This is a genomic window from Paenibacillus cellulosilyticus (assembly GCF_003182255.1).
GTDB classification, from domain to species: domain Bacteria; phylum Bacillota; class Bacilli; order Paenibacillales; family Paenibacillaceae; genus Paenibacillus_T; species Paenibacillus_T cellulosilyticus.
The window spans coordinates 476,228-490,474 of record NZ_QGTQ01000002.1 but is presented as its reverse complement, the minus strand read 5'-3'; the positions used below and the strand labels follow the sequence as shown (position 1 = coordinate 490,474).

The window sequence follows — 14,247 nt, the reverse complement described above, 5'->3', positions numbered from 1 at the left end:
GAGGAACACTCGAATGCCTAAGATGAAAACGCACAGCAGTCTGAAAGACCGCTTCAAAATTACTGGTACGGGCAAAGTAAAACGCTACAAAGCGTACAGAAATCACCTGCTTTCGCACAAATCCGGTCGTCAAAAACGCGTTCTCGCTGGCCAACCACTCATGGCTGCTGGCGACGTTCGTCGTATTCAACAAGGTTTGGCTAACCTGAAATAGTCTATAATCGCGAGCACTCGCGATGCACTTTATAAACTAAAACAACCTACAGGAGGTCTTCACTCATGGCAAGAGTTAAAGGCGGCTTCGTCCGCGCTCGTCGTCGTAAACGGATTTTGAAGCTGGCGAAAGGTTACTTCGGTTCGAAACATCGCCTGTTTAAAACAGCTAAAGAGCAAGTAATGAAATCGTTGCTGTATGCATACCGCGACCGTCGCCAAGTTAAACGCGACTTCCGCAAACTGTGGATCGTTCGTATCAACGCAGCAGCGCGTCAAAACGGTCTGTCGTACAACAAATTCATGTACGGCCTGAAGCTGGCTGGCATCGAAGTTAACCGTAAGATCCTCGCTGACCTCGCAGTCAACGACATCAACGCGTTCAACTCGCTTGCAGGCGTAGCAAAACAAAAAATCAACGCGTAGTCATATACGCGATGTACGAGCCTTGTTCCTTAAGTGGAGCGAGGCTCGTTTTTGTTTCACCCCAACTGGCCCCCTCAAGGGGGAGTGAGGCACCCACCCAAACCCTCCCTCTAGAGGGAGGGCTCCGGGGGCTGGCCCCCTGGACCCCGCAGGACTGGTCTAGGTACGTCGGAGCGTGCGCTCGCTTGTCGTCCCTGCGGGATACGCTTTATGTTGACGGAGACTTGATAGGGTTGTGGGTCTGCAGACTAGTTCGACGGGCGCGTCATACGTGCGGGTACTCGCTTACGTCCCTGTGGGACACGCTTTACTTTAGTGGTGGAGCTACAGCTACCTTTGTTTTTCAGGAGCGGAGAGCGTCGATGATGGCGAGCAGCGTTTGGTGCTCTTTATTTTGTAAATCAGATAGGAGTGGGTCGCATTTATGAAGATATTTTGTGTCTCGGGTGAGGTAGTATTTGAGGGCGATGCTTCGTAGACGCAGGCTGGTTGTGAGTACTTGGTCGTAATTAACTGCAAGATGCTCGGGAATAAGGTGCTTCTGGTACGCCATGAAGTGGAGTCTATGCCGCATGAGCAGCTTGTGATCGTGGAACACGTGAAGCAGGCGGAAGTCTGGTGAGGCCTTGCCTTCTGCTACGCTGCGAAAATGCTCAGAAAGATGGGCGTATAGCTGTAAACCGTAAGAAAACACAGGTGTGGTGAGCCAGTTGCGGACTTTGGGATAGGAGCACCTGCTTTCTAGATAGTCTGCAATCGAGTTAGCTGCAAGCTTTGAATCGAATTGATACGTGCAATTAGCGTTGACACGGAGCAACTGAACACCGCCGAGCTTATCCATGTCCTCCGACATCGTGTTATATGACCTCTCCAGTGAAGCAAAATCGACGTTAAATGTTTCGTATTTGAAATAGCCTTTGGGGTTGGAATGGAAATCTCGGATAGCGAAGGTGTGGGCACTGCTGTCAAAACCAACGATAAGTGGATCGTGTGCATAATCGCTTTCGTGATAGGAGGAGTAGCTGGGCAAGTGATAGGTATTTAGGAATAAGTAGATGTAGTATCCTTCCATAAGGCGTTCTTGCAGCCATGGCACAATATTGCCCTCGATGCTTGTCCTTGGAACATGACGGACTTCCAGCCAGGGACATACGGCTTCAGGTGCATCTGGAAAAGTGTAATTGATGAGATAATCTACTCCGGACAAGCCTTGAAGAAGCTCCAGCTGAATATAGTGCGAGTAGATCCATTCCAGACTGGCAGGCTGCCGAAGAATGATGGACATAAGATGAGCTTGATTTGCCCACGAGGCTATTGGCGGCTGGCTAATGGGAAGCATCAGGCCGTGAGATGTTGAAATTATAATAGTTCCTCCTTTGCTGATAGAGCAGGGGAAGTGAAAGAATATTAAAGCGCTTCCAGTTCTTATTCTAAAGTCTCTTTCATTTCTAAACATGCATCTAACGTAGGAGGGGCTAAAGTTGGAAATGCCTAAGCTCTGAATCTAAGCTCTTATCACGGGAGATAAAACAAGATGTATAAGGCTGTTTTTCTAGATTTTTATGGAACGCTCGTTCATGAGGATGATCTGTTTATTGAGGAGATATGCGATAGGATTCTGGCTTCGTCAACCGTTCTTACAAGCACAAAGGAGATAGGGCGATACTGGTGGCATGCATTCTCGAGTCGGCTTGATCTGGCCTATGGACATGATTTCAAGACGCAGCGTGATATCGAGATCGCATCGCTTGAGGATACAATTGCATTTGTTCAATCGAGTGAAAATCCTAGAGAATTAAGTGAAATATTATTTGAGCATTGGCAAACACCAGCTCTGTTCGAGGATACGATCGAGTTCTTGGGAGCTATTCAGGTCCCGACTGTCATTGTGTCCAACATTGATCGTGGAGATATAGAGGCTGCTATACAACATAACAACATGCAACTCAATTCAATCATTACAAGTGAAGAAGTAAGATCCTATAAGCCAAGAGCTGATATCTTTCAAGAAGCATTGATTGCTTATAATCTGCAGCCCTTCGAAGTTCTTCACATCGGCGATTCCTTCACCAACGACATCATAGGTGCCCATAACGTCGGCATCAAGGCAGCATGGATTAATCGCAAAAACAAACCTCACCCAGAGCATTGCACCCCGGACTACATCGTATATTCCTTAACTGAATTGATTCCTATGTTGAAGACCACCAGTTAATTGCTTCTCTTGTCACTCGATTGCTACACGTAAAGCGTGTCCCGCAGGGACGAAAAGCGAGTACCCGCTCGTATGATGCACCATCTCGAACATGGTGCAATTACACAACCGTACCTAGTCCCATATAACGTAGAGCGTGTCCCAAAGGGACAAAAGCAAGCATACGTACCAGCGTATCTAGACCAGTCCTTCGGGTGTCCAGAGGGCAGAGCCCTTGGAGCCCTCCCTTACGAGGGAAGGGTTTGGGTGGGGTGAAACGGTACAAACGTACAAGCACAATGTACTCCCCTCACATAGTCTACAGGACTACGGGAAGGGAGGGTGTTCTTTATGAAACGCAATGTTTCCGAGTATGAGGCGAAGCAACTGGTTGGCAAAACGATTTACGCAACGAAGCGTGACGGGACGACTGTCGTTGGCAGGCTCATGCGTGTTGATGATCATACACTTTATGTAGAGACAATTGGCAACAATAGCGGTGGCGTGCAGACGCGGGCGATTTTGCCGCTCATTTTGTTTGATCTGCTGGCGATCGGTTTGTTTGCTGGCGGCGGCTGGGGTTGGGGCGGCGGCGGTGGAAAATGCTGCCCGCCGTATGGCGGCGGCTACGGCGGCGGCCCTGGCTATGGCGGCTACGGCGGTGGTCAGGGCCAAGGCTATGGCGGTGGCGGCCCTTACGGAGGTGGACAGTATGGTCCATACGGCGGCGGACCGTATGGACCAAAGAGCGGCGGGTATTATTAACCTCTTCTTGTACGCCTACTCATGCCTAGCACGCCAAACCCACTGAACGGCTTGCGCATCTCATAACAGCGTACACGGTCTGAGAATCCGGTGACGCGGTAGCCAAGCTTCTCATAGAAGCGCCGCGCCGCGTCATTGCCTTCATCGACGAACAGAAGTGCCTCCTGGCAGCCGACTGCAATGCCATAAGACTCCGCATTTTCCATCAGAAGCCTTCCCGCGCCACGTTTTCGGCAGGATGGAAGTACGGCAAGTAGGTCAACATATAAAAGGTGGCCCTGAGCTACTGCATGGACGAAGCCGTACGGCTTGCTTGTCGATGGGAAGACGGCGGAATAAGTTGCTCCCAGATCAAGCCGTTTGCGCAGCTCATCTTGCGTAGGGGCGTCCTGAAGGGAGTAAAGGTAAGAGTACGGAATGATCTCGTCACGGATGAGTTGAAGAATTGCGGAATCATCCTGACGCGGCGATCTTGGACGAATGGACACGCTCACGGCCATGAAAGCCTCCTTAACTGTGCTACGGTAGTGTATGCGGTATGATCGCCTGCGGCGCATCCGATACATAAGATTTCGTAAGCGGGAATCCGAGGCTTGACGAACCGTAACCGCAAGCATATAATAGGTTCTAAGCTAATACGTTATCGGCAATGATGAGGACGAAGTGTTAAGGGCTCTTTTGCTCAGAGAGCGGATGGAACTTGCTGCAACCATCGCCAAAATCCCTTTTCGACGAGCTCACCTCGGAGCTATTCCCTTGAAAAGCGAATTCAGATTCGCGTATTAGGGGGCATCGCGTGGCACACGTTACTGTGCTGAAGGTAAAAGCGTTTTGCGTGCACGCCGTTTTTACCTGCCGAGGTTGCGTACTGCGAAGTACGTAACGAAATTGGGTGGTACCACGGAAGATAATGCCTTTCGTCCCGTAGCTCAGAATATGAGTAGACGGAGACGGAAGGCTTTTTTGTTGTTTTGTTGTTTGGTTTAATGAAAGGAGAGATGAAGGATGGCGACGCAAGGCGCAACACTGCGTTCGAAACAAGAACTGATCGAGAAAATGAGCAAACCGGAGGTCATTACCGGTTCCGAAATATTGCTTCGTAGTCTGGTGCTTGAAGGTGTCGAGTGTGTATTCGGCTACCCGGGCGGCGCCGTCTTATATATTTACGATGCGATGCACGGATTTGATGATTTCCATCACATCCTGACACGCCACGAACAAGGCGCTATTCACGCAGCGGACGGTTATGCTCGTGCAAGCGGCAATGTTGGCGTATGTATCGCAACGTCAGGTCCAGGGGCAACGAACCTGGTAACGGGTATCGCAACGGCATATATGGATTCCGTTCCTCTCGTTGTTATTACGGGTAACGTTGTTCAATCCGCTATGGGTACGGACGCATTCCAAGAAGCGGACATCGTTGGCATCACGATGCCAATCACAAAGCACAGCTACCTGGTACGCAACGCTGAAGATCTGCCGCGCATCATTCATGAGGCATTCCACATTGCGAACACGGGTCGCAAAGGTCCCGTTCTGATCGACATTCCGAAGGACGTATCCGCAGCGAAGACGCTCTTCAAACCAGCTAGTGGCGAAGTAAGCATGCGCGGCTATAACCCAACGGTAGCGCCGAAGAAGCAGCAAGTGGACAAAATGCTCAAAGCAATCGAAGAAGCAGAACGTCCGCTCATTCTTGCAGGCGGCGGCGTTGTATACTCCGGCGCTCATGAAGAACTGCTTGAATTCGCAACGAAGACGGGTATTCCAGTTGTGACGACGCTTCTTGGTCTTGGCGGTTTCCCAAGCGGCAACGATCTGTGGGTAGGCATGCCAGGTATGCACGGCGCTTACGCTTCGAACAAAGCGATCCAAGGCTCGGACCTGCTCATTAACATCGGCGCACGTTTCGACGACCGCGTAACGATGAAGCTGGACGGGTTTGCTCCGAATGCGAAGATCGTTCACATTGATATTGACCCAGCGGAGATCGGCAAGAACGTGCCGACAGACATTCCGATCGTTGGCGATGTGAAGACGGTGCTCGAGACTGCAAACGCTGAAGCGAAGCCGGCTGCTAAGGCTGCTGCATGGCGTGAACATCTCACAGCGCTCAAGGCGGAATTCCCGATGACGTATGTGGATTCGAACACAGAGCTCAAACCACAATGGGTAATCGAAATGCTGCACGAGACGACGAACGGCGATGCGATCGTCACGACAGACGTAGGTCAGCACCAGATGTGGGCTGCTCAATATTACAAATTCAACAAACCGCGTTCTTTCGTTACATCGGGCGGTCTCGGTACGATGGGCTTCGGCTTCCCGTCGGCAATTGGTGCTCAGATGGCGAATCCGGATCGCGTAGTTGTCTCTATTAACGGTGACGGCGGCATGCAGATGTGCGCGCAAGAGCTCGCGATTTGTGCCATCAACAACATTCCGGTTAAAGTCGCGATTATTAACAACCAAGTGCTGGGCATGGTTCGTCAATGGCAGGAAATTATTTATGACAACCGTTACAGCCACATCGACCTGGCAGGCAGCCCGGATTTCGTGAAGCTTGCGGATGCATACGGGGTAAAAGGCTTCCGTGCTACGAACAAGGAAGAAGCGCGTGAAGCATGGGAAGCGGCGCTTCGTCATCCAGGTCCTGCGGTCGTTGAATTCGTCGTCCGTAAAGGTGAGAACGTGTATCCGATGGTAACGCAAGGAAACACGATCGACGACATGATCTTGGGGGATGCGGAATGAAAAAACATACAATAGCAATTCTCGTCAACGATCAGCCCGGCGTTCTGCAGCGTGTATCTGGCTTGTTCGGTCGCCGCGGCTTTAATATCGAGAGCATTACGGTTGGTTCCAGCGAAGAGCCAGGCCTGTCCCGCATGGTTATCGTCACAACAGGCGATGGCAATACGCTGGAGCAAATCACGAAGCAGCTGTATAAGCTGATCGACGTAATCAAAGTTGTCGACGTCAGCAGCAACCCAATGGTTGCCCGCGAGCTCGCGCTCATTAAAGTGAGCGCGGAGCCTGCGGCTCGCCCAGAAATTCTTGGCGTTGTTGAGACGTTCCGTGCGGCAGTTGTTGATATCGGCCCGCAGTCGATGATCGTACAAGTTGTTGGCGATACGGAGAAAATCGACGCAATGGTTGAGCTTCTCAAGCCTTACGGCATCCGTGAGCTGACTCGCACAGGCGTTACGGCGATGGTTCGCGGCAGCGTGAAGTAAGCATCGAATCACCACGTTTTGGTGTTTGAAATCATTCTGCTTATCCTAGACAATAGAGATAGGCAGACGCAAGTTATCGAGCAATAATCGTATTCAATCCAGAGCCGAATGTGGGACAAGCCGCATCGGACCCATTTATGCAAATTCCCGCTTTGGGCGGGTGTTTAAGCAGGGAATACGACGGGACGCTCATGCGTCAAACGCCGCTTCTCCGTTTAAACACCCGCTCAATGAGGGTTTAATTTAAAGGAGGCAATTCTACAATGGCAGTTACTTTGTACTATGAAAAAGACGCAGATCAAAGCGTTCTCGCAGGCAAAACAATCGCAGTTATCGGCTACGGCTCCCAAGGTCACGCACAAGCACAAAACCTTCGCGACAGCGGCCTGAAAGTTATTATCGGCCTCCGTCCTGGTAAATCCGCTGACAAAGCGAAAAACGACGGTTTCGAAGTACTTACTGTTGGTGAAGCAGTTAAAGTGGCTGACGTTGTTCAAATCCTGATGCCAGACGAAACGCAAGCAAAAGTATACAAAGAAGAAATCGAGCCTAACCTCAAAAAAGGCGCAGCGCTCATGTTCTCCCACGGCTTCAACGTTCACTACGGCCAAATCGTTCCTAGCAAAGACACGGACGTTCTGCTCGTAGCTCCAAAATCGCCGGGCCACATGGTTCGTCGTACGTATGTTGAAGGCTTCGGCGTTCCTGGTCTGATCGCAATCGAGCAAGACGCTACGGGCAACGCTAAAGCAATCGGCCTTGCTTATGCAAAAGGTATCGGCTGTACGCGTGCAGGCGTTATCGAAACTTCGTTCCGCGAAGAGACGGAAACGGATCTGTTCGGCGAGCAAGCTGTACTTTGCGGCGGTGCTACGGCACTCGTTAAAGCAGGCTTCGAAACGCTTACAGAAGCTGGCTATGCTCCAGAAATGGCTTACTTCGAGTGCTTGCACGAGCTGAAGCTGATCGTTGACATGATGTATGAAGGCGGTCTCGCTTCGATGCGTGACTCCATCTCCAACACAGCTGAATACGGCGACTACGTTACAGGCCCACGCGTTGTAACGGACGAGACGAAGAAAGCGATGAAAGCAGTTCTGGATGACATCCAATCCGGCCGCTTCGCACGCGACTTCATCCTCGAGAACCAATCCAACAAAGCAATGATGACGGCTACGCGTCGCCGCGAAGCTGAGCATCCAATCGAGCAAGTTGGCGGTCAACTCCGTGAACTTATGCACTGGATCAAGAAGTAATAGCTTCCGATTGCTCGGAAACTATTAGCTATAATAAGTAATACTCGAACTGCCGATCAATGATCTATATGATGATTGATTGGCAGTTTTTTGTTTGTTTTACTCCCTAGTCCCCCTCGAGGGGGAGTCTTTACCCACCCAAACCCTCAGGGTGAATCTTCACCCACCCAAACCCTCCCTGTGAGGGAGGGCCCCAAGGGTTGCACCCTCTGGACACCCGCAGGACTGGTCTAGGTACGGTGGAACGTGTGCTCGCTTGTCGTCCCTGCGGGACACGCTTAATGTTGATTGTGACTAGGTACGTTTTGTTCGTCTGCGTACTTGTTCGAGCGAATACATCTTGCGAGCAGATACTCGCTTACGTCCCTTCGGGACACGCTTTACAATTGTGCATACCGGGACTTCATGGAATAGCATATTATCTAGTTAAGAGAGGAAGAACAGGGATGCTTATCGTCTGGGCGGTATTGTGGATCGCGGCGCTGCTGTTAGTGGTGATAAATCGACACAGTGCGGCGTTTCGGTGGCTTGGGCTGGTCGCATTTTGCGGTGGGACGGGTGCTTTGGCGTCTGTAATGGAGGGCTGGATCACGGGGTATGAGATAGACCCTGATGGTGTACATACGGCAGCTGTGCTGCGGCATATCCAACAAGGTTGTTCGTGGACGAGCTATTATGGGCTTCCTTATGCGTACTTGTTATTCGGCGCAGGGTATCATCCGAATGTGATTCCTGCTCGGCTGAGCAAGCTGCTGCCGTGGGTGGCGTTGATTCCGGTATTGGTCATGTTTGCTCTTCCGATCGAAGGTGGATATCCGGTATCCTACATCCCGCTGGCTTGTTGGGCGCTTCCTTATATGCTGATCGGTACAGTGCTTGTGCTGACGAAGCGGGTGAATCATCCGGCGGAGCGGCGTGCGCATTTGATCGTGACTGCAGCTGTGCTGCCTGCTGTCTTGTTTGCGCTGGCGATGAACTATGCGATGCCGCTGTTCGGCGTGTATCGGCTGTGGCGCTATAACGTATGGTCGATTCCGATTGCTTTCCTCATTTTTATTATTTCACTGTTCAAATATGGCTTCATGGGCGTTCAATTGATGATCGAGCGGCGCCGTTTGGACTATTCGATGCGGGCAATTACAAGCGGAACGGCGATGTTGAACCATGCGATCAAGAACGACATGGCGAAGATCAAGCTGTTCGCTGATAAAATAAAGCGCGCTGGAGCGGAAGGTGCAGATTTGCAGCAGGATGCTGCTGTTATTATCCGCTCGGCTGAACATATTGAAGCGATGATTCGCAGTGTGCATGAACGGACACAGGAGCTTGTGCTTCGAGCAGCTGCGGTTAATTTAACCGATGTAGTATGTGGACAGGCATCCATGATCGAGTCCGCTGCGACAACGTCGAAAGTAAGCGTAATTCTGAACATTCCGGAACAGTCAGGCCCAATCTTAATTCTGGCTGACGCTGCTCAGACAGAGGAGGCTATTCGCAACGTCCTGAACAATGCAATCGAGGCGATGCCTGGTGGCGGGCAGCTAACCATCACGCTTACAGGCGGCAAACGCGGATCGATCCTTGAGATCAGTGATACGGGCCACGGTATTGAGCGAAGCCATTTGCATAAAGTAACAGAGCCGTTCTTTACGACGAAGGGCAGCAGCAAAACGATGAATTTCGGGCTAGGCCTTGCGTATAGCAGTCAGCTTATGAACCGTCAGGGCGGAGAGCTTCGAATTCGAAGCGAACGGGGACAAGGGACGTCGGTTACGTTTGCTTTTCCAGCCGTTAAGCGATCGATGCAGGTGTCTTGGGATATGCATGCTTACAAAGCAAGTAATATGCCTGCTGGCAGTGAGGTTCAAAGAAAATAGCAAAATGCTAAGTAGAGGATCTTTGAACTCCGTTCAAAGGTCCTGATGTAAAGCGGAGTGACTTTGAACTCCGTTCAAAGATCCTGATGTAAGGAGTGAGGAGTATTGGAACAACAGCAGACTCCGATTCGCATCATGCTCGTGGAGGATGATGAGGATTGGCGGAGAGGGCTGTCAGCCTATCTCAATGCAGAGCTTGACATGACCGTCGTGGCTGAAACAGGTGACCCGCAGCAAGCAGCGGCGCTGTGCGCGAGTTCGCAGCCGTCTGTTATTTTGCTCGATATTATGATGGCGGATAGCCCGGCAGGCTTGCAGTTGGCAGAGCAGCTATCCGTTCAGTCATCTGCTCGGATTATTATGCTCACCTCGATGGAAAACGGCAGCTTCGTATCCGATGCGCTGCGGGCAGGTGCGGTGAACTATATAGTGAAGTCAGATTTCGCGGGTATTCCTACAGCCGTACGCCGCGCAGCAGCAGACCGCTCCGAGATTGATGCGTCAGCAGCAAAGCTGGTGTTGGAGGAGCTGCGGCGTCTGCGCGGCGTTGAGCGCGACTATGAGGTCGATCAGTTCAAGCGTCAAGTCACACCGGCCGAAGTGCAAGTACTATCCATGATCTACGACGGCCACAGCCAATCACAGATAGCCGAGCGCTCCTTCTTATCCATTCGTACAGTAAAGAACCACGTCGGCAACATCCTAAAGAAACTCGGCGTCGGCAGCAGCAAAGAAGCAGCCGATAAGGCCAAGGACATGGGTTTATTCTAGATTCCTAGATTCCAAGAAGCTTAGGATACTTACAAATACACTATCATGCACGATGATCGGACGACGGGTGGTTAGGATACAAAAAAGTATCCTAACTGGCACGCTTGGCGAGCGGAAGGTAGTTAGAATATTTACAAATACACTATCATGCACGATGATCGGACGACGGGTGGTTAGGATACAAAAAAGTACCCTAACTGGCACGTTGGCGAGCAGAAGGTATATAGGTAGTTAAGATACTTACATGCACTCTTCCCTCTACACGCTTTCTATCACAACCCAAAGTAAGCTTGCCCCAACGGGGCACGCGACTCCCAGCAGACAGTTACTTATCCGCGCCTCTATTCATCTCACGTTTCTCCTTCCGGGGTCCAGGGGTTGGGAAACCCATGGGGTCCTCCCTAGCAGGGAGGATTTAGGTGGGTAGAAATGTTGATTTAGGCGGGTAGAAACTCTTTATTTTGGCAGAAATTAATAATTATTCAAAACCGGGGTTCCAGGAGCCGAGCCCCTGGAGTTCTCCCTAGAGGGAGGACCTAGGCGCGGTACCATACAAAGATGGTACTATTCCATCTTCCATCCGCAAGGTAAATTAAGGTTGTTAGGACCTGATCCTAAACAATCTTCCCAAGTAGGGGGCGCTTGCAGGATGGAAGCATGGAAGAAGCATTGGACGACGGTACTGGGTGCTGTATTCGTTCTTGTGTCATTCATTACGCTGTTAAAATATGGTTCGGATCAAGGCTGGATCACGGATCCGATCAAGATTGGTGCTGGACTGCTCGTTGGAGCAGCGGCAGGGGGCGTTGGACTCGCGCTCCATAGAAGAGGCGGATCTATAGCGCTGGCAGGCGAAATCGGCGCCGGCCTTGGCGCGGCGGTTTGGTACTCCACGTCGGCATACGCGGGTATCTACACCGGATTGTGGGAACCGATGCTCGTCCTTATCGTGATGTCGATCATTACAGTTGCGATTGCATCCTACGCCTATGTGCGCAATTCCCGCATGTTGATGATCGTATCGCTTGCCGGAGCTATGATGGCACCACTCGTTATGCGTCCGGAATCGGATCAAGTGCTGCAGCTGTTTCTGTACTTGCTAGTCATCAATGCGGTTATGTTTGCTGTCAGCATCGCGAAAAGCTGGGTAGAACTTCGCTGGACATCATTCGGATTCACTTGGCTGCTGTACGCGGTTTATTATGTCCACTTCGATCCGATTTCGGATGGCTGGTGGAGCATGCCGATGCGCTACTTGATCGCTGCCTTCGTCTTCTATTTGATTGCATTCTACGCTGCTGCCTGGCGGACGCATAACAGCTTCCTCTGCACGGATATCTACATCAGCTTCGCGAATACGGTTTTGTTCGGAGCGTGGGCGGCAGGTTTGCTGCAAAGTCACGCCAGCATGACCACCCTAATGCTCGTGATCGGCGTGGCATATGGATCGCTGGCATTGCTGCTATACCGCATTAAAGGCACGGCAGCGAAACCTGCTGCCGCTGGCTATATCCATGGGGCGCTCGGCGCCATTGCATTGCTTATCGGCGCTTCTGGCCTTGGCACCGGCTCATTGTACCGTCCGCTCGTTGCCGTATTCATCTGGGTTGCGATCGCTGCCGTAGTGGTATGGCTGGGCCGCCGCCTTCGCAACGATTGGCTGCTTGCTTCCGGCACATTCATCTGGCTCGTGACAGGCTTGTACTGGTTCAGCACTGCGTGGGATGTTCCGCGGCTCAATTGGTTTGGCGATATGTATGTGCCATTCCTCAACGGAGGTGCATTGGCTTGGATTGCTCTTGCAGCACTTGGCTTCTATATGTCGAGGAAAGTAACCTATGCGGCAGTTGCACCAACGCCAGAATTCCAGTCATTTATCTCGGTCGTATACGCCATTGCAGGTCATTTGATTGTTGGCGGTTTGCTGACGATCCAAGTCATGGATTGGTTCGATGAATATCACTGGTCAGGTCATGTAGACTTGTTCCTGTCGGTTGTATGGGCCATTCATGCGCTGCTGCTCTTTGTCTGGGGGGCATATAGCAGCCAACGCATTTTCCGCTGGTTCGGATCGGCTGTCCTTGTAATCGTTGCATTGAAGGCAATCCTGCTCGACCTGAGCGGCGAAGACTCCATCTACAAAATCATCGTGTTCCTGGCGCTGGGCATTATTTCGATGAGCATTAGCTGGATTAATGCGAAGTGGAAAGCGAAGCTGAAGGCGTGATAGGCACAGACTATAAACGCGATAGCTTTTATATCTTTCCTCAGAGCAGTGGTTTAGGGTAAACTGTAGGGAGCATGAAATTTTCATAGTGTAAATTAGAAGAGGAGTGTCTATACGATTATGGCAGACGTGAAAAAAATCGCGGTTATCGCCGGTGACGGCATCGGACCAGAGGTTGTCGGCGAAGCGCTTAAAGTAATGAAGAAGACGGAGGAGCTGTTCGGCTACCAATTCGAGTTCGAACATGGCCTGTTCGGCGGTATCGCTATCGACGAGAAAGGCACGCCGCTTCCGCAAGAAACGCTTGATATTTGTAAAGCAGCTGACGCTGTTCTGCTTGGCGCAGTTGGCGGTCCTAAATGGGACAACAACTCCAAAGAGCTTCGTCCAGAAACGGGTCTGCTCGGCATTCGCAAAGCACTCGGCCTGTTCTCCAACATTCGTCCAGCTAACGTATTTGACTGCTTGATGGATGCTTCGACACTGAAGCCAGAAGTTCTCGAAGGCACGGACCTGATCGTTGTTCGTGAGCTGACGGGCGGTATCTACTTCGGCGAGAAGTTCCGTCGTGAAGGCGCGAACGGTCAAGAAGCAGTTGATACTTGCGTATACAATGTACAAGAAGTTGAGCGTATCGTTCGCCAAGCGTTCGAAATCGCACAAACGCGCCGCAAAAAGCTGGCGTCGGTTGACAAAGCGAACGTTCTTGAGACGTCCCGTCTGTGGCGTGAAGTTGTAAACCGGATCGCTCCTGAGTATCCGGACGTTGAGCTCGAGCACGTGCTTGTAGACAACTGCGCAATGCAATTGCTCCGCCGTCCTGCAAGCTTCGACGTTATCGTAACGGAGAACATGTTCGGCGACATCCTGAGCGACGAAGCAGCAATGCTGACGGGCTCGATCGGCATGTTGTCTTCCGCATCGATGGGCGAAGGCAGCTTCGGCCTGTACGAGCCAGTACACGGTTCCGCTCCTGACATCGCAGGTCAAGGCATCTCGAACCCAATCGCAACGATTCTGTCGGTTGCGCTCATGTACCGCCTGACGTTCGGCTACCATGAAGCAGCACAACTCATCGAAGACGCTGTTAAGTCCGTTCTCGATGCTGGTCACCGCACGGGCGATATCGCTGTCGATAAGAGCAAAGCAATCGGCACGACGGCAATGGGCGATCTGATCGTTGCTGCAATGGTGAAGTAATCGATTGAATGCAATCGTAATTTCGTACAGGCACTCGCATTGACCGGCTTCTAATCGGGATGATACCATTCTTGTTGACGGG

At 51.4% G+C, this 14,247-nt stretch carries 13 protein-coding genes; 11 read left to right on the top strand and 2 right to left on the bottom strand.

From position 1 onward, the window contains the following. Nucleotides 1–13: 13 nt before the first annotated feature. Complete coding sequence (rpmI, locus tag DFQ01_RS04695) at nucleotides 14–214, top strand: 50S ribosomal protein L35 (RefSeq protein WP_015842912.1); 201 nt, start codon at nucleotides 14–16, stop codon at nucleotides 212–214. 65 nt (nucleotides 215–279) lie between these two features. Continuing rightward, complete coding sequence (gene rplT, locus DFQ01_RS04690; protein WP_110042709.1) at nucleotides 280–639, top strand: 50S ribosomal protein L20; 360 nt, start codon at nucleotides 280–282, stop codon at nucleotides 637–639. A gap of 343 nt (nucleotides 640–982) precedes the next feature. Here the strand turns inward: rplT and DFQ01_RS04685 are convergent, their stop codons facing one another. Then, a complete protein-coding gene (locus DFQ01_RS04685; RefSeq protein ID WP_174812551.1) occupies nucleotides 983–1,924 on the bottom strand; it encodes a hypothetical protein in 942 nt (313 codons plus the stop codon). Between the two features lie 249 nt (nucleotides 1,925–2,173). Between DFQ01_RS04685 and DFQ01_RS04680 the strand changes: the two genes are divergently transcribed. Both DFQ01_RS04680 and DFQ01_RS04675 read left to right on the top strand, forming a co-directional pair. Continuing rightward, nucleotides 2,174–2,854, top strand: coding sequence for an HAD family hydrolase (locus DFQ01_RS04680; protein WP_110042707.1), 681 nt, complete (start codon nucleotides 2,174–2,176; stop codon nucleotides 2,852–2,854). Nucleotides 2,855–3,184: 330 nt separating this feature from the next. After that, on the top strand, nucleotides 3,185–3,598 hold the full coding sequence (locus DFQ01_RS04675) for a hypothetical protein (protein WP_110042706.1): 414 nt from the start codon (nucleotides 3,185–3,187) through the stop codon (nucleotides 3,596–3,598). Here the strand turns inward: DFQ01_RS04675 and DFQ01_RS04670 are convergent. After that, complete coding sequence (locus tag DFQ01_RS04670) at nucleotides 3,595–4,098, bottom strand: GNAT family N-acetyltransferase (protein WP_174812552.1); 504 nt, start codon at nucleotides 4,096–4,098, stop codon at nucleotides 3,595–3,597. The two genes, DFQ01_RS04675 and DFQ01_RS04670, sit on opposite strands and share 4 nt — an antisense overlap. A 505-nt stretch (nucleotides 4,099–4,603) precedes the next feature. On the opposite strand from DFQ01_RS04670, the gene ilvB reads away from it, so the two are divergent. From ilvB to leuB, 7 genes are all read left to right on the top strand, one after another. Then, a complete protein-coding gene (ilvB, locus tag DFQ01_RS04665; protein ID WP_110042704.1) occupies nucleotides 4,604–6,352 on the top strand; it encodes a biosynthetic-type acetolactate synthase large subunit in 1,749 nt (582 codons plus the stop codon). Continuing rightward, entirely contained in the window at nucleotides 6,349–6,834 is a 486-nt protein-coding gene (gene ilvN, locus DFQ01_RS04660; protein ID WP_110042703.1) for an acetolactate synthase small subunit, read from the top strand. The genes ilvB and ilvN overlap by 4 nt, the downstream gene beginning before the upstream one ends. Before the next feature lie 263 nt (nucleotides 6,835–7,097). Further along, the gene (ilvC, locus tag DFQ01_RS04655) at nucleotides 7,098–8,090 is read left to right on the top strand and encodes a ketol-acid reductoisomerase (protein WP_110042702.1); all 993 of its coding nucleotides are present in this window, start codon (nucleotides 7,098–7,100) and stop codon (nucleotides 8,088–8,090) included. A 446-nt stretch (nucleotides 8,091–8,536) separates the two neighbouring features. Further along, a complete protein-coding gene (locus tag DFQ01_RS04650) occupies nucleotides 8,537–9,967 on the top strand; it encodes a sensor histidine kinase (RefSeq protein WP_174812553.1) in 1,431 nt (476 codons plus the stop codon). Between the two features lie 105 nt (nucleotides 9,968–10,072). Beyond that, nucleotides 10,073–10,738 (top strand): response regulator, encoded by a 666-nt coding sequence (locus DFQ01_RS04645; protein ID WP_245946525.1) that lies wholly within the window; start codon nucleotides 10,073–10,075, stop codon nucleotides 10,736–10,738. A 649-nt stretch (nucleotides 10,739–11,387) separates the two neighbouring features. After that, nucleotides 11,388–12,965, top strand: coding sequence for a DUF2339 domain-containing protein (locus DFQ01_RS04640; RefSeq protein WP_110042700.1), 1,578 nt, complete (start codon nucleotides 11,388–11,390; stop codon nucleotides 12,963–12,965). Between the two features lie 120 nt (nucleotides 12,966–13,085). After that, a complete protein-coding gene (leuB, locus tag DFQ01_RS04635; protein WP_110042699.1) occupies nucleotides 13,086–14,165 on the top strand; it encodes a 3-isopropylmalate dehydrogenase in 1,080 nt (359 codons plus the stop codon). Nucleotides 14,166–14,247: the final 82 nt, after the last annotated feature.